This window comes from Hungatella sp., from assembly GCF_046966825.1.
Window position 1 is genome coordinate 23826 of sequence record NZ_JBKVCZ010000051.1, and the last position, 19870, is coordinate 43695.

16 protein-coding genes are annotated in these 19870 nt (G+C 51.0%); 13 read left to right on the plus strand and 3 right to left on the minus strand.

Annotated elements, in window-relative coordinates; genetic code table 11:
- The 6 genes from ACLTD4_RS16595 to ACLTD4_RS16620 all read left to right on the plus strand — a co-directional run bounded on the left by ACLTD4_RS16595 (position 1) and on the right by ACLTD4_RS16620 (position 8525).
- Positions 1-966 carry a carbohydrate ABC transporter permease gene (locus ACLTD4_RS16595; protein ID WP_243009754.1) on the plus strand — a complete coding sequence of 322 codons (966 nt, stop codon included), beginning with the start codon at positions 1-3 and terminating at the stop codon, positions 964-966.
- A 10-nt stretch (positions 967-976) separates the two neighbouring features.
- Positions 977-1819, plus strand: coding sequence for a carbohydrate ABC transporter permease (locus ACLTD4_RS16600; RefSeq protein WP_055660750.1), 843 nt, complete (start codon positions 977-979; stop codon positions 1817-1819).
- A 37-nt stretch (positions 1820-1856) separates the two neighbouring features.
- Positions 1857-3359: an alpha-N-arabinofuranosidase gene (locus tag ACLTD4_RS16605; protein ID WP_055660748.1), complete on the plus strand. Its 1503-nt coding sequence runs from the start codon at positions 1857-1859 to the stop codon at positions 3357-3359.
- Positions 3360-3425: 66 nt separating this feature from the next.
- On the plus strand, positions 3426-4409 hold the full coding sequence (locus tag ACLTD4_RS16610; protein ID WP_117623587.1) for a LacI family DNA-binding transcriptional regulator: 984 nt from the start codon (positions 3426-3428) through the stop codon (positions 4407-4409).
- Between the two features lie 15 nt (positions 4410-4424).
- Positions 4425-6827, plus strand: coding sequence for a family 43 glycosylhydrolase (locus ACLTD4_RS16615; protein WP_117623565.1), 2403 nt, complete (start codon positions 4425-4427; stop codon positions 6825-6827).
- A 258-nt stretch (positions 6828-7085) separates the two neighbouring features.
- Entirely contained in the window at positions 7086-8525 is a 1440-nt protein-coding gene (locus tag ACLTD4_RS16620; protein ID WP_055660746.1) for a D-alanyl-D-alanine carboxypeptidase family protein, read from the plus strand.
- A 93-nt stretch (positions 8526-8618) separates the two neighbouring features.
- Here ACLTD4_RS16620 and ACLTD4_RS16625 read toward each other — a convergent pair whose 3' ends face one another.
- Complete coding sequence (locus ACLTD4_RS16625) at positions 8619-9038, minus strand: hypothetical protein (RefSeq protein WP_002603225.1); 420 nt, start codon at positions 9036-9038, stop codon at positions 8619-8621.
- A gap of 310 nt (positions 9039-9348) precedes the next feature.
- On the opposite strand from ACLTD4_RS16625, the gene ACLTD4_RS16630 reads away from it, so the two are divergent.
- Both ACLTD4_RS16630 and ACLTD4_RS16635 read left to right on the plus strand, forming a co-directional pair.
- Entirely contained in the window at positions 9349-11544 is a 2196-nt protein-coding gene (locus tag ACLTD4_RS16630) for a penicillin-binding transpeptidase domain-containing protein (protein WP_181991307.1), read from the plus strand.
- 153 nt (positions 11545-11697) lie between these two features.
- On the plus strand, positions 11698-12054 hold the full coding sequence (locus ACLTD4_RS16635; RefSeq protein WP_055660741.1) for a hypothetical protein: 357 nt from the start codon (positions 11698-11700) through the stop codon (positions 12052-12054).
- 76 nt (positions 12055-12130) lie between these two features.
- Here ACLTD4_RS16635 and ACLTD4_RS16640 read toward each other — a convergent pair whose 3' ends face one another.
- Positions 12131-13924, minus strand: a complete 1794-nt coding sequence (locus tag ACLTD4_RS16640; protein WP_117623566.1) for a BlaR1 family beta-lactam sensor/signal transducer — start codon at positions 13922-13924, stop codon at positions 12131-12133.
- A 3-nt stretch (positions 13925-13927) separates the two neighbouring features.
- The gene (locus ACLTD4_RS16645; RefSeq protein WP_002603229.1) at positions 13928-14308 is read right to left on the minus strand and encodes a BlaI/MecI/CopY family transcriptional regulator; all 381 of its coding nucleotides are present in this window, start codon (positions 14306-14308) and stop codon (positions 13928-13930) included.
- Positions 14309-14549: 241 nt separating this feature from the next.
- Here ACLTD4_RS16645 and ACLTD4_RS16650 point away from each other — a divergent pair, with 241 nt between their 5' ends.
- The 5 genes from ACLTD4_RS16650 to ACLTD4_RS16670 all read left to right on the plus strand — a co-directional run.
- Positions 14550-15779: an ROK family protein gene (locus ACLTD4_RS16650; protein WP_029466572.1), complete on the plus strand. Its 1230-nt coding sequence runs from the start codon at positions 14550-14552 to the stop codon at positions 15777-15779.
- 77 nt (positions 15780-15856) lie between these two features.
- Positions 15857-16201, plus strand: coding sequence for a GIY-YIG nuclease family protein (locus ACLTD4_RS16655; RefSeq protein WP_117623589.1), 345 nt, complete (start codon positions 15857-15859; stop codon positions 16199-16201).
- A gap of 172 nt (positions 16202-16373) precedes the next feature.
- Positions 16374-17147, plus strand: a complete 774-nt coding sequence (locus tag ACLTD4_RS16660; RefSeq protein WP_055660736.1) for a response regulator — start codon at positions 16374-16376, stop codon at positions 17145-17147.
- Positions 17128-18864, plus strand: coding sequence for a sensor histidine kinase (locus ACLTD4_RS16665; protein WP_181991308.1), 1737 nt, complete (start codon positions 17128-17130; stop codon positions 18862-18864). The genes ACLTD4_RS16660 and ACLTD4_RS16665 overlap by 20 nt, the downstream gene beginning before the upstream one ends.
- A 115-nt stretch (positions 18865-18979) precedes the next feature.
- Positions 18980-19870 (plus strand): ABC transporter substrate-binding protein (locus ACLTD4_RS16670; protein ID WP_412331427.1); only part of this gene is annotated, 891 nt, incomplete at its 3' end.

Sequence of the window (19870 nt, forward strand, 5' to 3'; positions counted from 1 at the left end):
GTGATTTCATTGAATAATATAAAAACCAGAAAGTCCCCTTCACGTTCATTCGGCAGAAAGAGAGGAAAGTCCCCCTCACCTTCGTTCGGCGGAAAGTACTGGAATAAACCGGATCGGGTAGCATATTTATTTATGCTGCCCTCCATCCTGGTACTGTTCGTATTTGCGATTATTCCGCTGATGGCATGTCTCGTAATCAGTCTGTTTGATATGAACATCTTCTTTACGGATACCAGTTTTACAGGGGCCCACAACTTTGTCACGGCATTTCAGGATACACGGTTCTGGAACGCACTGCTGAACACGGTTATATTCGTCCTGTTTGAAGTGCCTCTTCAGATTGTGATCGGACTTTTGACGGCCAATGCGCTGGTAAAGACCAGCCTCTTTAACAAGGCAGCCAGATCCATCTTCTTCCTGCCGGTAGTCTGTTCCATGGCGGCGGTAGGCATTATCTGGTCCATACTTTTAGATACCAATATCGGATTCATACCGTACTTACTGGAGCAGATCGGTATTCATAACGCCACCTTTTTTCGAAATGCGAAGACGGCCATGCCGACCGTGATCGCCATGACGGTGTGGAAAAATTTCGGCTACACCATGTCCATTCTGGTAGTGGGAATCCAGGGGATATCCCAGAGCTACTATGAGGCGTCGGAGATCGATGGGGCAGGGAAGACAGCACAGTTCTTTAAGATTACACTGCCGCTTTTGAAGCCCACGCTGGGGTTCTGCCTTATTACCAATACCATCGGCTCTCTTCAGGTGTTTGACCAGGTGTACGTCACGACACAGGGCGGTCCGCAGTTTAAGACCGAGACGCTGGTACAGTATATTTATAAAACCGGTTTTAATCAGCCCTACAATTTGGGATACGCCTGCGCCCTTTCTGTGCTTCTGCTGGTGGTGATACTGGCTGTCTCCCTTCCGATGTACAAGAACATGTTTATTAACCAGAATTAGGAGGCCGGGGATGAACGAAAAGAAGAAAAGACGTGTGACACTTTTACGTGTGGTTAAGATCGTATTGACGGTATTCCTGATTGTGATTGTCCTGTTTCCGCTTATCTGGATGGCGGTTGGGTCCTTTAAACTGGAAAAGGAGATCCTGGGATATCCGCCGACTGTATTTGGAACGAAATATACACTGAAGTCCTTCCAGAGGATTTTTAAGACAATCCCTATGGCATCATATATTAAAAATACCGTGATATTTGCAGGCGGTTCAACGATTCTGGCAGTGCTGTTTGACTCATTAACGGGCTATGCGTTTGCGCGGCTGGATTTTAAGGGGAAAGATCTCCTGTTCATGCTGGTGCTGCTTACCATGATGGTACCGTTCCAGGTTATGATGATTCCGCTGTTTCTGGAATCGAACCTGCTGGGGCTTTTGGATACCTACGGCGGACTGATTCTGCCGAAGGCCACCTCGGCATTCGGCATCTTTATGATGCGGTCCTACTTCGCGGCTCTTCCGAAGGATCTGGAGGAAGCGGCAAGAGTGGACGGCATGAGCGAATTCGGTATATTCGCAAAGATTATGTTCCCGCTGGTAATACCGGGTGTACTGACTCTGGCTATTTTCCATCTGATGCAGAACTGGAATGATTTGCTGTATCCGTTAATGATGACCAGCAGCACGAGGATGAGGACGCTCTCCGCAGGACTTGCCCTTTTCGTGGGAGAACACGCGACCACTTATTACGGGCCGCAGCTGGCTGGTGCACTTCTGTCGGTGCTGCCGCTGCTCGTCATTTATATCTTTTTCCAGAAATATTTTATCGCCAGCGTCGCGACCAGCGGAATGAAGGACTAATATTGCCAAGCTGCTGAAACAGAGGAGAGAAAAAACAATGCAGAAAGCCAGAATTACGATCAATCGAGAGTTTAAAAAGGGTTCCGTTGACGACCGGATCTATGGAAGCTTTGTGGAACATATGGGCCGGGTGGTCTATTCCGGAATCTATGAGCCGGATCATCCGCTGGCTGATGAGGATGGATTCCGAAAGGATGTGCTGGAGGCGGTCCGAAACGCCGGCATTACCACCATCCGGTATCCGGGCGGTAATTTCGTCTCCTGCTATAACTGGGAAGACGGAATAGGTCCGAAGGAGGAGCGTCCGCGCAGGCCGGAGCTGGCCTGGAAGGCGGTCGAGACAAATGAGTTCGGAACCGATGAATTTATGAAATGGTGTGAAAAGGCCGGGGTGTCACCAATGCTGGCGGTCAATCTGGGAACCGGCAGTATCCGGGAAGCGTTGCATTACCTGGAATACTGTAATTTTAAGGAGGGCACCACATACAGCGAAAAGCGGAAAAGGAACGGTCGGGAAGAACCGTACCGGGTCCGCACCTGGTGTCTCGGCAACGAGATGGACGGGGAATGGCAGCTGGGCCACAAGGGTGCTTCTGAATATGGAAGGCTGGTGAGAGAGACCGCCAAGGCCATGAAGATCCTGGATCCCGGTGTGGAACTGGTTTCCTGCGGAAGTTCCTTAAATACCATGGCCACATTCCCGGAATGGGAGGCGCAGTCTCTGGATGAGACGTATGAGTATGTGGATTACATATCCCTGCATCAGTATTTTGACGGCCATGAAAAGCCTGTGGAAAGCTTCCTGGCACAGGCGGATGAGATGAGTGATTACATCCGGACAGTGACATCAGTCTGTGACTATATCAAAGCGAAAAAACGCTCTTCCAGACAGCTTTCTATCAGTTTTGATGAATGGGGTGTGTGGACCAGGGCGTCAAAGGAGACGGTAAGAGAGTGCGACGAGAGCCCCTGGCAGAAGGCGATGCCGATCAGCGAGATGGTTTACAGCTTTCAGGACGCGCTGCTCTTCGGAGGAATGCTTCTGGCAATCCTGAAACATGCGGACCGCGTCAAGATCGCGTGCCAGTCCCTTTTGACCAATGTCAGCGCGATGATTATGACGGAAAAGGGCGGCGGGGTGTGGCTGCAGCCGATCTATTATCCATTTGCGGATACTGCCGCCTACGGTCACGGCCACGTCATGGACTGCCGTGTAACCTCAGACTCGGTTTTATATGAGAAGAAAGAGATCCCGCTTCTGGATATGGCCGCGGTGGAGAACGGAGAGGAGATGGTTGTATTTATGATCAACCGTTCTCCTTCGGAGGAGATGGAGGTGTCACTGGATTTACAGGGATATGAGGCGGAAGCTGTGCTGGAGCACCGCGTTCTTACATCGGACGATCCGGAAGCCGTGAATTCACCGGGACATCAGCCGGTGAGACCGGAACAAAAGGATGACGCTGCCATAAAAGAAGGAAAAGTTACGGTTATGCTTGACAGGCTGTCATGGAATGTGTTACGAATAAAAGTTAAGTGACAGCTGCCGGAACAGGAAGAGAGAATTCCGGCGCAAATAATGAAGAAACCGGAGGCATGGTGCAAAATGGGTGTTACGACGAATGATATAGCGAGAATCTGTCAGGTTTCGAGAACGACCGTGATCCGGGCCCTGAACAATCAGGGAAGGATCAGCAAAGAGACGAAAGACAGGATCGTGAAGACAGCGGAAGAACTGGGATATCGGCCGGATCTTCTGGCAAGAGGACTGGTAAAGGGAAAGACGATGTATATCGGCGTCGTGGTATTTGATGTTAAGAACCAGTATTTTGCCCAGATGTTAAGTGCAATCGAGACGGAGGCCCAGACAAGAGGCTACTGTGTAAACATCACGCTTCATGGAAAGAACAGGGAAAAAGAGGTGGATTTAATTCGAAAGCTGGTGGATTACCACGTGGATGGCCTGATTCTTTCCCCGGTAAATAAAGGAGAACATTTTAATAAGTTTCTGAAGAGTCTGGACACACCGCTCATCGTCATTGGAAACAAGGTTTCGGATGAGATTCCGTTTGTGGGAATTGATGAGCGGAGGGCGGCAAGGGAAGCGACGGATAAGATTCTGGATTCCGGCTATGAGCGGGTGGTGTTTGTCTGCCCGCCTCTGGGCGAGTCTAAGGAAGGGAACAACTATACTCATGAGCAGCGTCTGGAGGGCTTTCGGGATGCGATGGGGAGCCGGTTTACGGGGACGCAGATCATAAGCTCGGAATCGTACGAGGAGGAAGCGGCTTCCATTCTGGAAGAGGGGGGCGGCAGGACTGCATTTTTCTGTTCCGGCGATATCTATGCGATGGATATTATGAAGTATTTGAAGGCCCGCGGTAAACGGGCGCCGAAGGACTATGGAATCATGGGTTTTGATGATATTGAGCTTCTGGAATACTTATCTCCGCGCCTGTCCACCATCTATAATTCGGTGGAGGAAGTGGCGAAAAGGGCAGTGGAGCTTCTGTTCGACGAGATGGAAGGCCGGGAAATTGCCATGGAAACCTATGAGCGCTACCGCCTTGTCCAGGGAGAGACTCTGTAGACAGAGAGGACAGACATGGACAGAGATCATTATGCATTAACGGAATACAACGTTCCGCTGATTGAAAACAGGGCCGATCCGTACATCTGTAAGCATGAGGATGGTACGTATTACTTTACCGCGTCGGTCCCTGAATATGACAGGATTATACTGAGAAGAGCCGCGACCATATCGGGTTTAAAATACGCGGAGGAAAAGACACTTTGGGTCAGACACGACAGCGGACCGATGAGCTGTCACATATGGGCGCCTGAGATTCATTATATATCCGGCGCCTGGTACATTTATTTTGCAGCCGGAGAGAAGGACGATATCTGGAAAATCCGCCCTTATGTGCTGGTAAACAGGGGAGACCCGATGGAAGATGAGTGGGAGGAACTGGGACAGATGAAGGCGGCGGAAACCCCGGAGCCTGACAAATTCTCATTTCAGGATTTTTCCCTTGATATGACGGTGTTCTCGTACCGGGAAAAATGGTACTGCGTCTGGGCGGAGAAGGTGAATATCGGCAAAAAGATATCCAATTTATACATCGCTGAGATGGAGGCGCCGGACCGGCTTTTGACGGCGCAGGTGCTCTTAAGCGCCCCCGATTACGACTGGGAGCGCCGCGGATTCTGGGTGAATGAAGGAGCGGCTGTCTTAGAGAGAGACGGCAGGCTGTTTCTGACGTATTCGGCCAGTTCGACGGGAGCCGATTACTGCATGGGAATGCTGCGCTTACGGAGAGGAGGAGACCCCCTCGATCCGGCAGACTGGTCAAAATCCAGAGAACCGGTGGTGAAGACCGATGTGGAAAAGGGGATATTCGGCCCCGGCCACAATTCCTTCGTGAAATCTGAGGACGGACTCACGGATATTATGGTATTCCATGCCAGGCAGTATGACGAGATTCTGGGCGATCCTCTGTATGATGAGAATCGGCATGCCTATACACTTCCCGTGGCGTGGGATGAAAATGAGGAGCCGGTGTTTCATTTTCGGAAGAACAGGCGCCCCAATATTTTGATGATGGTAGTGGACCATCAGGCATTTTACGGTCATTCCAGGGTGAAGACGCCGTATTTTGACCGGCTGAAGGCGGAGGGAGTATTCTTTGAACGCGCCTACTGCTCCTCGCCTCTCAGTATGCCTTCCAGAAAAACGATGATGACGGGGCTGTATCCCCATCATCACGGCCAGACGGACAATTCCTTTGAAACGCCCTGGGACAGCCATGAAACGTATGTGGATGTCCTTAAGGAAGCCGGATACCAGAATTATTACTTTGGAAAATGGCACGCCTGCGCCGGAAAACCGTCGGATCTGGGCTGCCTTGGAGTGTCCTACCCGGATTATTCTAATCCATACCATCAGCCGGAGTACGAAGAGTACCGGAAGCGGAAAGAACTTCCGCCGGCCAGAATGCGCGTGGAAATGAATATGTGTGAGAAGGGCTGGATCGACGATGTGAAGGAGGGGGATCTCTATGATTTCCCGCGGAATCTCACGAATGAGGCGCTCTCCGGCATCCTGGAGGGACCGAAAGAGTGCCATGAGGCGTACTATGTCGCGGATATGGCCTGCCGGCAGCTGGAGGAGCTGAAACGGGAGGAGGCTCCGTTCATGATGCGGGTGGATTTCTGGGGACCGCACCAGCCGTACTGCCCGACAGAAGAATTTGCGGCGCTCTATCCGCCGGAATCCATAGAAGAATACCCAAGTTTTTCCGATGATCTGGCCGGAAAGCCGAGATCCTACCTGTTCGATACGGGAAGGGAAACGAGCCGTGACAGAGAGCTGATCCGGCCGAATCCCATGGAATGGTCCCGATGGCAGATGCTCCTTTCCAGATGCTACGGCCAGATCACTATGGTGGACGAGGCTGTGGGAAGCGTAATTGAGAAGCTGCGGGAGCTTCAGATGGATGAGAATGCGCTGATTATCTGGACCGCGGATCACGGTGATGCCCTGGCCTGCCACGGCGGCCATTTTGACAAAGCCTTTTATTTGCCGGAGGAGGTGCTGCGGATTCCGCTTGCGATAGCCTGCCCCGGCGTGCTCCCGAAGAACCGGATCTGCAGGGAGCTGGTCACCAACTGTGATTTGGCTCCTACTATCGTGAGCGCTGCGGGAAGCGCCTTCCGCTCACCCGTGGATGGAGAGGATATATTCCGGCTGTTCACGGAGCAGAGGCCGGGCTGGAGGACGGCGCTCCTGGCCGAGACCTACGGGCACCTCGCGCCGTGGAGAGCGGAAGCAGTCGTATGGCAGCAGTATAAATATGTGGATAATCATGGGGATGTGGAGGAGCTTTACGATCTGGAGGCCGACCCATATGAGCTTCATAACCTGGCTAAGGAGAAAGAATATCAGGCCTTGCTTACGAAGATGCGCATGAAGCGGATGGAACTGAAGCCGCACATCTATAAGATATAGTCGCACTCTGTGAAATGATCGAGCGTGGATTGAAACAAAGTTGAAATGCCGGAAATGGCCGAGAGGCTGACTTTCCGGCATTTTTCTTTGCCGGGGGAGAGAAGAGAGGGATCTTAAGGTACTGTGAGCCCCGGATTTTCCGGTTCATTCTAAAATTTACGAAGTCTGTTTACACACCGGATAATCCAGTGTATAATTAAAAAATGCTCTTACGAATGTAATAACAGGGCGTGTATACATAATTGAGGGGAACAAAGCATGAAACGTTTTTTGAAGAAATTACTCTGCTGGACACTGATCAGCAACTGTTTTCTCATGACTGCCTACGCTGCTCCGGCATGGCCGGCCGGACCAGATATACAGGCGGAGGCAGGAGTCGTCATCGACATGGATTCCGGCGCCATTTTAGGCGGAAAAGCGTATGATACGCCGTACCCGCCGGCCAGTATTACGAAGCTTCTTACGGCTCTTCTGGTGATGGAGCACAGCAAACTCGACGATGTGGTGACATTTTCAAGCAGCGCGGTCAATAACGTGGAGTCCGACAGCGGTAATAAACTGAATGTGGCAGAAGGAGACAAGCTGTCCGTGGAGGACTGTCTCTATTCCTTGCTGGTTCATTCCTGTAATCAGGCGGCTAACGCGCTGGCAGAGCATGTGGCCGGGTCTCAGGAAGCGTTCGTGAAGATGATGAACGACAAGGCCGCGGCGCTGGGATGCAAGGACAGCCATTTCGATAATCCCTCCGGCCTCAACGGAGATACACAGTACGTGACGGCCAGAGACATGGCCGCGATCTCCAGAGCGGCATTTGCAGAGCCGGATATTATCAGAATCAGCGCGGCGCTGACACATACGTTTCCGCCTACGATCAACAATCCGGATGGCCTGACGATTTATGCGGAGAATAAGCTGATCCTGAATACGAATGACTCTTCAAGCCAGTACTATTATCCGCCGGTGAAGGGCGGCAAGACGGGATACCTCTTAAAAGCCGGCAACACGCTGGTTACCTATGCGGAGAAGGACGGAAAGCGTATGATTTCCGTAATTCTGAAGGGGAGTCCCGGACAGTATTATCTGGACAGCAAGGCGCTTTTGGAATATGGATTTGCGCATTTTACCAATTTTAATGTAGCGGAAAACGAAACTGCCTATACCGAAGGCGAGTCAGCCGTGGAGGTGGCTGGAAAAAGCTATCTGCCGGCGGATCTTAAGATCGATCCGTCCGGAGCGGTGACACTCCCGGAGGGCGCGGTATTTGCAGATACGGAGCACACGCTGACAACCGATTTTCCGGACGAGCATCCGGAGAGAAGCGTGGCGTTTATCCAGTATACATACGACGGACGGAAGGTGGGCGGCGCCTATTTGACGCAGAAAGAAGTGCAGGAACCGGTCACGGAGCCGGCAACTCAGGAAGAGACAAAGCCGGAAGCGGATGACAAGAAAGAGGATGTGAAGAAGTTTTCCATCAATCCCTTTCTGATTATCGCACTGGTGGTGATTGCCGCCGCTGCCGGCGGTGGAGCGTATCTGTCATACTCCCGGAAGAAGGAGGAACAGCAGCGCGCGCTCCGCAGGGAGCAGAGGCGCAGGCGGCTTCGGGAAGAAGGCGTGACGGAAGAGGAATTCGACCGTTTGCTGAAAGAGCGTCTGGGAGACCGTAGTAAAGGGAATAATCGAAAGAAGAGATAGAAAGAAAGGCTGTACCGCTCACCCGGGAATCGGGAGACGGTACAGCCTTTTTATGCTTAATTCCAGCGGCTGCCGCGGGAATTTGTTCAGTGGCTAACGATTCCTGGCCGCCTGTGTGATATAGTTGCCGGTAAATGCGAGGCCCGCCAGAACAAGCGCGGTTCCCAGCCCTGAGTAAAAGACTGCGATAAAGATATCAGGGCAGAGGCCGGAGGTGCGCAGGCCGATCCCAAAGGTCATCATAAAAGCCATGATGCAGAAGGACTTGCGGTCAAAGAACTTCAGAATGAACTGCATCTCTTCCTCATAGCGTACAATCCGGTCGGTGTGCCTGCGTACCAGTTTGCCAAACACCATGAACCAGAAAAGGAAAAATACTGCTGCGGAAAGGGCCAGATTGATCAGTGTCACATAGCTTTTATAGGAAATGATCCCGATACGCAGAATATTAAAGCCGGCTGCGAGCCAGACAATGCCTGCAAGCAGCAGTAAATAATTTTTTTTGATTTTCATGTGAATACCTCCTTAAATGAACAACGTTCATTATATTCCGGTTTTGGAGATATGTCAAGTGATGGAGGCGCAGTTTTTTTGAATTTTTTGTGCGGACGGGAGCGCGGGCTTATTGGCAGATCTCCAAATGATTGAATACCCCGCTTACCGGACATAATACAGGAAAAGAGATGTTACATTTTTCTTAACAATAGAAATGATATATTGACTTTAAATCTTACATATGTAATAATTTATAAAAACTCGGTGCAGAATGCGAAGTCTGCGGGAGCAGGTATGAGAACGAAGCTGTAAAGAGAGGAACCATATTATGAGACGTAGAAAAAGCAAACGTGGACTGATGATCGGTGGTATAGCTGCAGGGATCCTGATTGCTGCGGTGATTGTGGCAGGGATTTTCTGGTTTCGGAGAGGAGGGGAGACGGAGAGGGAGAAGACCCCGGAAGAGCTCCTGATGGAGTACACGGATTATATCAGGACCGGTAACTACGAGGCGATGTATGGAATGCTGAACGAACAGAGCCGGAAGAATATCGGTCTGGAGGACTTTACAGCGAGAAATAAAAACATCTATGAGGGAATCGGCGCCGCCGATATTCGCGTGGAGATCCAGAGTGTGGAGGAACGGACGGAAGGTTTGAAGACGGTCAGCTACCAGACTTCGCTCAACAGCTCCGCCGGCGAGATCAATTTCCTGAACCAGGTTGATTTTATCTGGGAGCAGGCGGCTGAGGACCAGGGAACGAAGAAGAAAAAGGCGGCGGGCGGCTATCGGATGATCTGGAATGATCAGGTTATTTTCCCGAATCTGGGCCGCACCGATAAAGTGCGTGTCTCCACCGACCGGTCTGTGAGAGGGGAGGTTCTGGACCGGGACGGCGGCCTGCTTGCCGGAAAAGGGAACGCTTCTCTGGTGGGCCTTGTGCCCGGGAAAATGGCCGGTTATACCGCGGGAACGGAGGGAGAGACTTCCGGCACGAGCCCTGATCTGGAGCGGCTTTCTGAGCTTCTCGGTGTCTCCGTGGAGAGTATAGAGAAGAAGCTGGCGGCAAAATGGGTGAAGGAAGACTCCCTGGTTCCGGTTAAGACGCTGAAAAAGGTAGATGAGTTTGATCTCCAGTCAGCGAGTCCAAGAGAGGATAATGTGGAGAATAAGGCGCTCCAGGACGCGCTTCTGGCCATACCGGGCGTGATGATTACCGATACACCGGTGAGATCCTATCCGCTGGGAGAGGCGGCGGCCCATCTGGTGGGATATGTCCAGAATGTGACGGCTGAGGATTTGGAGAAGCATCCGGGCGAGGGATACTTATCGGACAGCGTCATAGGGAGAAGCGGAATCGAAACTCTGTATGAAAAAGAGCTGAAGGGACAGAACGGAGAAAAGATTTCGATCGTCACCTCCGAGGGCGCGGAAAAGCTGGTTCTGGCCGCCATACCGCGGGTAGACGGCAGCAATATCACGCTGACCATAGACAGCAGCCTTCAGAGGACCATCTACGAGAAGTTCAAAGACGTCAAGAGCTGCACGGTTGCCATGAATCCCTACACGGGGGAGGTCCTGGCACTGGTGAATACGCCGTCGTATGACGACAATGATTTCATACTCGGCATGTCAGAGGAGAAATGGGCCTCGCTAAATGAAGACGAGAGAAAGCCGATGTTTAACCGTTTCCGTCAGCGCTTTGCGCCCGGCTCCTCGTTTAAGCCGATAACGGGAGTCATCGGGCTTTCCACGGGAGCGCTGACGCCGGGCGAAAGCTTTGGCACGGACCGCGCGGGACTTAGCTGGCAGAAGGATGCCAGCTGGGGAAAGTATCAGGTGACGACGCTCCACGACTACAGCCCGGTCAACCTGGAAAATGCCTATATTTACTCTGATAATATATACTTTGCAAAGGCCGCGCTGAAGATCGGGTATGACGACTTTATGGCCGGGCTCGACCGCCTGGGCTTTAATCAGGACCTGCCCTTCGAGATTTCCGTATCCCAGTCCCAATATTCCAACACGGAACGGATCGAGACGGAAATCCAGCTGGCGGACAGCGGATACGGTCAGGGACAGGTGCTGATGAATCCGATTCACCTGGCGGCCCTTTATACCATGTTCCCCAACCGGGGCGATGTCATAAAGCCATACATTACGTACAGGAAGGAGCCGGCATCGGAAGTATGGCTGAAGGGTGCCTGTACTCCTGAGATTGCGGAAACAATTGATACCGCGCTGAAAAAGGTAATCAGCTCGGAACACGGAACCGGCCACGCCGCGATGCGGGGGGATATTACGCTGGCAGGCAAGACGGGAACGGCCGAGATAAAAGCATCGAAAGGAGACACCTCCGGAACGGAGCTGGGCTGGTTTGCAGTCTATACAGCCGACGGCCCGGACCGCACGCCGATACTCATGGTCAGTATGGTGGAGGATGTCAAGAATGCCGGAGGAAGCGGGCTGGTAGTGAGAAAGGCGAAGGCCGTGCTGGATTCTTATATTCCGCCGGTGCAGTAGTGAACTTACCGGATCCATGGTAGAAATTTCCTTGTAATGATGTACCACTGAATTTGACAGATACACACGGATATAGTAGAATTGTGAAGGCATAGCGCGTATTTATCTGTAGTGGATATATGCATTTTACAAATTCGATTTGAGGAGAGAATCATGGATTACAGGACAAAAGCAATAAAATGTGTAAAGGATACCGTATTACCTGTTCAGATGCAGTGGTTTCAGGACTGCGGCTTCAATATGGATACATATTGTCAGAAATATGGAGATACAGAGCATTCCTTTGCAAAAGAAATCGAAAAGGGCCATATTTATGAAATGGGTTATCCCAAATGCGTATGTGAGGAAGCACTGGCGGGAGGAAAAGACGCTTCCTTCTGCGAATGTTCCAGACAGAGTATGATATACGTTTTGGAAAATATGATGCCGGAAAAGCACATAGAGGTGGAGATAATCGAAACGGTTTTGAGCGGAGCTGAAAAGTGTCGGTTTAAGGTTACGATCGAATAAGCGGTTTTAAGCCGTTTTTAAGCAATAAAAATGTCATCTGACGGGAACGCAGTGGTTTCGTCTGATGACATTTTTATTACCCATAAAGCTGCTTCTCTTTCAGGATACGCAGTGCGATCTCTCCCGCCTTTGTACCGGTTGCCCCGTCGTCTCCGTTAATATGGACCGCAAAGGAACAGGAGCCGTTTTCAGATTCTATGAAGCCGATAAACCAGCCGTTGGTATTTTTTCCATCGACTGTGCCGGTGCCGGTTTTTCCGTACAGTGACGATGTGCCGTCGGAGGAGAGGAAAAGCGCGTCCTTAACGGTCTCCATGTCACGCTCCGAGTATGGCAGCGTGTGGCCGGATAATGCAGCCAGCAGCTTCACCTGTTCCAGAGGAGATATTTTCAAGGAGGATTCCAGCCAGAACCGGGAGAGGCCTCCTGAAAAGTCCAGATTTCCATAGGAGAGGGCGGTAAGCTCCCGCTTGATCGAGTCCAGGCCGCTCTGGCGGTCCAGATTCATAAAATACCAGTTGACGGAGTTCGTCATGGCGGTGTTCAGGTTCTGGTCCCTGTTCCAGGAATCGAAGGGACAGGCTTCTCCGTTCCAGGCCATGGCAGAATCCTTCGCAGTGATGATACCCGCGTCGAGGGCTATCAGGGCGCTGTAAATCTTGTAGGTGGAGTTTGGCGAAATCCTTGTGCGGGCGTCGTCCTCATTGGATATCAGATAACGGTTTTCGGAACTGTCATACAGGACGAAGCTGCCGTCAAAGTCTTCGAAATAGCTGCTCAAATCTTCTAAAGACGCTTGGGGCAGAGCCGCACGATAGCGGTCTGAGGAAAAGGCGAGAGCGGAGGCGGACGGCGTGGTACAGATCACCAGCGCTGCGGTCAAAAGATACAGCAGCCGGCTCTTTAACCGTCTGTTGCCGGTTTCCCGGCGGTAGGAGGCAATGTACAGAATCCGCTTCCGGATCTCTTTGCGGCTTCCGCCGATGCCGGCTGTCTGCCCAAAGGTCAGATGGGAGAGACTGGCTGCAAAATGAAGCAGGGCATTTCCATAATCACAGGACGCTTTTTCACCAAGAAGGGCCAATACCGCTGTATCGCAGGCAATTTCCCGGTCGCTGTCCATCTCCTTTAAGGCCAGCCAGACCAGAGGATGGAACCAGTAAAAAATCAGGAGGAGGCGGAAAAGAACGCCGCTTATGATATCCTTATGCTTGTAATGCAAAAGCTCGTGCAGCAGAATGCAGCGGATCTCGCCTTCCGATAGTCCGGAGAGCCGGGACGCCGGAAGCAGCACACAAGGCGCGGCGATTCCCGCCGTAACCGGGGAGCGCAGCCGGGAGGAGAAACGAAGGGGAATGTCCCTCCGGATTCCAAGCTGCCTCTTACAGTCCTCAAATATGTCCCGCAGGATTGCATCCCGGACGGGAAGGGCAGTCTTCTTTAAAAAATTGACCCGGACCGCGGAAATAAGGGTGAGAACTGCAAGTAAGACCGCTCCTCCAATCCAGAGGGAGAGAAGGGCGAATGCCAGATAACCAGGCATTTCCCGGCTCACCGAAACGGAAAAATCATGGAGCAGTCCCGTGGCTGTAAAAATATTACCGGCAGCCTCCGGACCCCCGCCCAGCCACGAATCCCCGGCCGGGGCCGTCCGCAGATCGGCAAGGCGGGAAGTCAGCCTGCCCAGCCATGGAAATGCTTCAGCCAGGAACGGCGCGGCCGCAAGGATCAGGAGAAGAAACCACAGGCGGTAACGGGTTTCCGCTGTCAAGTACCGGTCAAACGCTTTTCGTATGAACATAATGATGCCGCCGGAAACTGCAATGGCGGCACTGCTTTGCAGCAGATAAAGAAGCAGAGATTCTGCCATCTGCTATTCTCCTTCCCCGCCATGCGATAGGAGGCCGCGAAGCTCTTCCAGTTCCTCCTGGGAGATCCGTTCGTCCTTCATATAATTTGCCACCAGTGAGGTCAGATTTCCATTGTAGAACCGATTAAGAAAATGCTCACTCTCCTGGCTTAAATAGTCTTCCTTTGCTACCAGCGGGGTATATACAAAGACCCTGCTTTTCTTTTCGTATGTAATGGCCCCCTTCTGCACGAGGCGCTTAAGAAGCGTCTGGATCGTCTTGGGGCTCCACTCCGTAGCCTCTGAAAGGCAGTCGGTCACCTCGTTGGTGCTTATGGGGGCTTTGCTCCAGATGACTTTCATAACTTCATATTCGGCTTCTGATATCTGCGGCAGCCTGCTCATGATAACCTCCCTGTTCTTACGAATGTAATAGACATATTATACGCGAGCGGAACGCCGCTGTAAAGGGGGCGGGATCAAATATTTGAGCGGGTTTTCTTATCGTTTCCTCAAAGTTTTCTCATTTGACGGATCCGGCAGGACCATGATATACTAGTGCTGGTACTATGGACAGTTAGCAGCAAAACTGGCCCCGGCCGGAGACTGTCCGGCCAATCATACAAGAGGTGCGAGGTAAGACAACATGGTCCAAAACAGGGGAATTAACCAGGACGTGACACAGGAGATGAACCGTTCTCTCCTTTTAAAAAATCTAAGAAGAGAAGGCATGTGTTCCAGGGCATATCTGGCTTCCCTGACAGGGCTGAAGCAGGCGACCGTGACCAATATTATGAAGGATTTCTTAAACTGGGGAATCGTCACGGAGGTGGGCTTTCTGAATGGAAGCAAGGGCCGCCGTTCCATCGGCGTATCCATTAACCCGGACCGTTACCGTGTCATCGGTGTGCGCCTTGCGAGAAAGCATTACAGCGTCGGCCTGTTTGATTTGACAGGGACGCAGATAACGAAGAAACGAGTGGATTTTAAACCGGAAGAGCAGCCGGATGCGGAAGATATTCTGAACCAGATCGCAGCCGAGATGCGCATTCTGATGAAAAAATACGGAAAAGATACCATACTGGCGGCAGGCATGGCGGTGCCAGGCCCGTTTATAGCGAAGAAAAACCGAATTGCTCTGATCACGGGAGCCGATATCTGGAAGGATGTTGATTTAAAGAAATTCTTTGACAGAGAACTGGACATCCCCGTGTTTTTAGAGCACAATGCCAACGCCGGCGCCTATGCCCATATGTGGGACTTAAAGGATGCCTACCGCGATGATATTCTGGTCTATATCGCGGCCGGTCAGGGAATCGGCGCGGGAATTGTGATGGACGGAAAGATTTATAAGGGTGCTCTGGGAACCTCGGGGGAGATTGGTCACATGACCATCGACCGGAACGGAAAGCCGTGCGCCTGCGGCAATAAGGGCTGTCTGGAGCGGTATGCCTCTTCCCTGGAATTAGTGAAGGCGGTATACGGCGATCAGGCGGGCCGGGCAGGATGTAATTTTGAAGATGTGGAACGGCGGATCCGCGAAGGCGACCAGTTCTGTATGGACTGCTACCAGCGCGCCTGCGAGAGCCTTGGAATCGGAATTATCAATATTGTCAATGTCATCAATCCGGATATCATCATCATCGGGGACGATATGGCGAGACCGGATCCGGAGCGAATGGAAGCCGTGATCCGTGAAACCGTGCGGGAAGGCATTCTGGCCGACGTGTGGGAGGGGCTGACACTGTCGATCAGCACCTATCAGGGCGATCCGATCCTGACGGGAGCGGCAATCGTCGCCATCGACCGGATTTTCGACAGTCCGGGCCAGTTTATCCCAGCAACGAATCAGGTGGGTGCCTGCGAGCCCGTCTGACGAATGGCGCAAAGTCTACGGAGCGTAGATTGTCCCCGCAGGCTTTATGGGGTACAATGGAATACGAGGTGATAAACATGAATACAGAACGCAAAAAACAGCTTATTATGGAATACAAAAACCGCCATCCGGAGATGGGCGTGATCTCTTTGAAATGCAGGGCTACCGGCGAAGCATTTCTGGGAATATCGGGAGATACGAGAACCGCCTTCAACAGCGTCTGCGCCAGATTATCGGGCTTTTCCCATCCGAACCGGCATCTGCAGGAGCTGTGGAAGGAGTATGGGGAGGAAGGCTTTGAGCAGTCAGTGATTAAGGTGCTGAAGTATGAAGACCCATGCGAGGACCATACGGAGGAACTGGAGCTGCTCCGGGAGGAATGCTTAGAGGCGGATGAGAAGGCTGTCAAGATCTGGAAATAAAAGAACTGGTATAAGAGCCGGTTGTTGTTTGGAAGAGACCCTAAACTGCGGGGTCTCTTTTGTTTTGCCCGGAATCTCCGGCCCGGGAGTTTGAGGTTGAGAATTTTCTGAGAAACGTTTATGATGGTGTAGTAGGGGGAAACAGAAAAAATTGGAGGAGGTATGATATCAAATGTATCGTTTATTAATCGTAGATGATGAACGGGCAACCCTGAATGGACTTTGCAATTATATTCCATGGGATCAAATGGGGTTCATCGTGGAGGGAAGCGCAGCCAATGGAAAGGCTGCTCTTGCATATCTGGAGAATCATACGGTGGACGTGCTTTTATCCGATATCCGTATGCCGGTGATGGATGGCATAGAGCTGGTCGCAAGGGTCCGGGAGCTGGGGTATGACATGGAATGTGTATTTTTAAGCGCACACAGAGATTTTGAGTATGCGAAGAAGGGGCTGCAGTACGGGGTCCTGGATTATATTTTAAAACCAACCAAATTTGGTGATATCAGGGAAGTGTTCGGGCATGTCAGGGAAAAGCTGGATGAAAAGCGGAATCGTGAAGAGATCCGGGAAGAGAATATGGGAAAGGACGTGATCTCCCTGGTAAAGAAGTATGTGGAGTCCCATGTCCGCACTGCCAGCTTAGAGGATGCCGCGGATTACGTCAATATGAATGCCCAATATTTAAGCAGGCTGTATAAGAAAAAAAGCGGACAGAACTTCTCCGATTACGTCATGGAGGTGAAGATGAAGGAATCCCAGCGGCTTCTCAAGGACTCCCGTTATCGGATCAGAGAGGTCAGCGAGATGGTCGGATATACCAATGAAAAAAACTTTGCCCGCGCGTTCCATCTGTTCTGTCAAATGAGTCCCAGAGAGTACCGCGACAGTCAGACCGGCAGTCAGGCGAATGGAGGAAAAAATCATGAGGCAGAGATTTTATAAGCATAAATACTTTTACAATATGCTGATCAAATTCCTTCTCCCGGTTCTCCTTTCCATCACGGTGGTCGGCGGAGTGGGAACGGCTGTGGGATATTCTTATTTAAAAGCCGAGCTGGATCAGACGAACCAGAAGCTTCTGCAGTCTACCCTGTACAGTACGGAGCTAATGTTAAGTGAACTGGATTCCCTGATGCTGGCCTTTGATATTAACCCGGGGATTATCAATAAATGCTATCACGTATTGAATACAGAGTCCCTCGGCTATCGGGAGCATCAGGATTTAACTACCATAGAAACGTTTATCAATGCTCCGGTCAATGCCAGGCAGTATATAGACAGTATTTATATCTATTATCCCAACCCCTATAACCGGTTTATCCGGTCTAACAACAGAGGGGGAATGCTGGGAATCGGGATAGACGAGGGATGGCTTGAAAGCTATCAGGTGCATAAGGATAAAGATAAGACCTGGAGTGAACGCCGCAGGTTGGGAACCACAGGCCGGGATTTAATTACCGTGTACCAGATGATGGATTACGATGGCGTGGTCATTCTCAATCTGGATGCACGGTATATGAAAGAACTGCTGGATTCCGCAAAGGTATTTTCCAACCAGTCTGTCTTTATCTGCAGCCAGAACGGAGATGTCCTCCTTCAGACAGGCCCCGTCAGTCTGGAGGAAGCGCATGGAAAGGATTCTGTTGTCTATAGCATGGATTCAGAACGGTATCAGTGGTCTTACCAGTCGGCCATTCCCAAGATTGAATTTTACAGGCTTCCGCTTCTGATTGTCAGATACACCTTTGTATGTATTTTGCTGGTTACATTTTTAGGCATTCTTCTGGCTTATGCGGCCACCCGCCTCAGTTATCGTAATTTTGAGACGCTTCAGGAACTGATGGAGGCGGCCAGAGAAGGCAAGGATATTCACGAATATGAAGTAAAAGAGTCCTCTGACTATTTCGCATATATCACCAGACAGATGATACAGAATTTTATCGAGCAGGATTTCTTAAAGGTCCAGTTATCGGAACGGAAATATAAGCTCCGCGCTACGGAGCTGCTGGCGATGCAGTCACAGATGAATCCTCATTTTCTGTATAATACGCTGGAAACCGTCAACTGGAAGATCATGGAACAGACGGGGAAGCGCACGGCGGCCAATGATATGCTGGAAGATCTGTCCGAGATTCTGGTTTATTCGCTGGATGAAAGAGAGCAGGCCACCATGGAGCAGGAGATTCACGTAACGGAATGCTATATCAAGATCTTAAAGGAGCGGTATGGCGAATTATTTCTGGTGGAATGGAGCTATGAAGAGGAGGTGCTTGCAATTCCTGTCGTTAAGTTTGTCCTTCAGCCGCTTTTAGAGAATGCGGTGAATCATGGGATCCGGGAAAAAGAAGGCGGAACAGGCAGAATACGGATAAAGATATTTGTAAAGGAGGAAAAACTGCATATTCATGTGGTGGACAATGGAGCCGGTATAGAGAAAGAAAAACTTACCCGTCTGCGAAACGGGCTGGAAGAGGGCCGGCTGGGTGACAGCCATATCGGAATATTCAATACGAATAAAAGGCTGCAGCTTGCATATGGAGAAAGCTGTCAGATGAAGATTACCAGCAGAAAGGGCGAAGGAACTGTGGTTATGCTGGTGATACCAATGTCAAAAAATGAGGTAGAAACAGCAAAGAATGATACGTTCTCTTTAAATTAGTCAATCGATGATGTAGTTATCTCGAATTGGATAGGTTGCATAAAAAAAGAGATTTATCTATACTTTTCTTATGAACATTTCCAAGAAGAAACACTAATGAAAAGGAGGAAAAGGAATGAAACGATGGGGGAAAAGGGTTACGGCGTTATGTCTGACAGCAGGAATGGTGATGCTTACCGGATGCAGCGCGGCACAGCCGGAAAAGGCCGCAGATACGACGACGGCGGCGACAACGGGGGATACGGCAGCGCCAGCCACAGAGAAGGGGGCGGCTGAAACCACGGACGCAGCAGGGCAGGAGGTGTCTTTCCGGTATGAGTGGTGGGGAGGCAGCGCTACCCATGAGGCCTATACGAATCTTCAGGCAGCTTATAAGGAGCTCCATCCGGAGGTTACGATCGAGCCGGAGTATTCCGCCTTTGACGGATACCAGGAGAAGGTAGTTACCCAGTTAGCCGGCGGCACGGTGGCGGATTTATTCCATATCGATGCGCCCTGGATGATGGAGTGGGTTGGAAGAGGAGATTACTTTACAGACCTTTACCAGCAGGATATTCTGGATTACAGCAGCATCGGAAAAGAACTCCTGGACCAGTACTGTGTTTTTGACGGCAAGCTGCTGGCTGTTCCCATGGGGGTTCAGTGTTCCGGTATGCTGCTGAATACGGTGGCTGCTGAAAAATACGGATTAAAGATCGATCATCAGCTGACATGGGAAGAGATCATTGAACTGGGAAAAGAGCTTCATGAGAAGGATCCTGACGCCTATTTCTTTTCCGCAGACCATGGACATGTGCTGAATGCTTTGCTGGCGATGATAAAGCAGCGGACCGGCGGTCAGGTGATCAATGATGACTTTACGATTGCATTTACCAAAGAAGATTTACTGTATGTGTATAATCTTATCAAACAGGCCTATGAATCGGGTGTTTTCGAGCCTATGGGGGAGGCGGATCTCTATTACGGTTCTTCCACACCTAACCCCAAGTGGATCAATGGGGAGGAG

What these genes read in the sequence shown, in the direction of transcription:
- ACLTD4_RS16660 (WP_055660736.1), top strand. Translation starts at nt 16,374, where the DNA reads ATGTATCGTTTATTAATCGTAGATGATGAACGGGCAACCCTGAATGGA.
- ACLTD4_RS16650 (WP_029466572.1), top strand. Translation starts at nt 14,550, where the DNA reads ATGGTCCAAAACAGGGGAATTAACCAGGACGTGACACAGGAGATGAAC.
- ACLTD4_RS16625 (WP_002603225.1), bottom strand. Translation starts at nt 9,038, where the DNA reads ATGAAAATCAAAAAAAATTATTTACTGCTGCTTGCAGGCATTGTCTGG.
- ACLTD4_RS16655 (WP_117623589.1), top strand. Translation starts at nt 15,857, where the DNA reads ATGAATACAGAACGCAAAAAACAGCTTATTATGGAATACAAAAACCGC.
- ACLTD4_RS16615 (WP_117623565.1), top strand. Translation starts at nt 4,425, where the DNA reads ATGGACAGAGATCATTATGCATTAACGGAATACAACGTTCCGCTGATT.
- ACLTD4_RS16635 (WP_055660741.1), top strand. Translation starts at nt 11,698, where the DNA reads ATGGATTACAGGACAAAAGCAATAAAATGTGTAAAGGATACCGTATTA.
- ACLTD4_RS16620 (WP_055660746.1), top strand. Translation starts at nt 7,086, where the DNA reads ATGAAACGTTTTTTGAAGAAATTACTCTGCTGGACACTGATCAGCAAC.
- ACLTD4_RS16630 (WP_181991307.1), top strand. Translation starts at nt 9,349, where the DNA reads ATGAGACGTAGAAAAAGCAAACGTGGACTGATGATCGGTGGTATAGCT.
- ACLTD4_RS16605 (WP_055660748.1), top strand. Translation starts at nt 1,857, where the DNA reads ATGCAGAAAGCCAGAATTACGATCAATCGAGAGTTTAAAAAGGGTTCC.
- ACLTD4_RS16600 (WP_055660750.1), top strand. Translation starts at nt 977, where the DNA reads ATGAACGAAAAGAAGAAAAGACGTGTGACACTTTTACGTGTGGTTAAG.
- ACLTD4_RS16640 (WP_117623566.1), bottom strand. Translation starts at nt 13,924, where the DNA reads ATGGCAGAATCTCTGCTTCTTTATCTGCTGCAAAGCAGTGCCGCCATT.
- ACLTD4_RS16645 (WP_002603229.1), bottom strand. Translation starts at nt 14,308, where the DNA reads ATGAGCAGGCTGCCGCAGATATCAGAAGCCGAATATGAAGTTATGAAA.
- ACLTD4_RS16665 (WP_181991308.1), top strand. Translation starts at nt 17,128, where the DNA reads ATGAGGCAGAGATTTTATAAGCATAAATACTTTTACAATATGCTGATC.
- ACLTD4_RS16610 (WP_117623587.1), top strand. Translation starts at nt 3,426, where the DNA reads ATGGGTGTTACGACGAATGATATAGCGAGAATCTGTCAGGTTTCGAGA.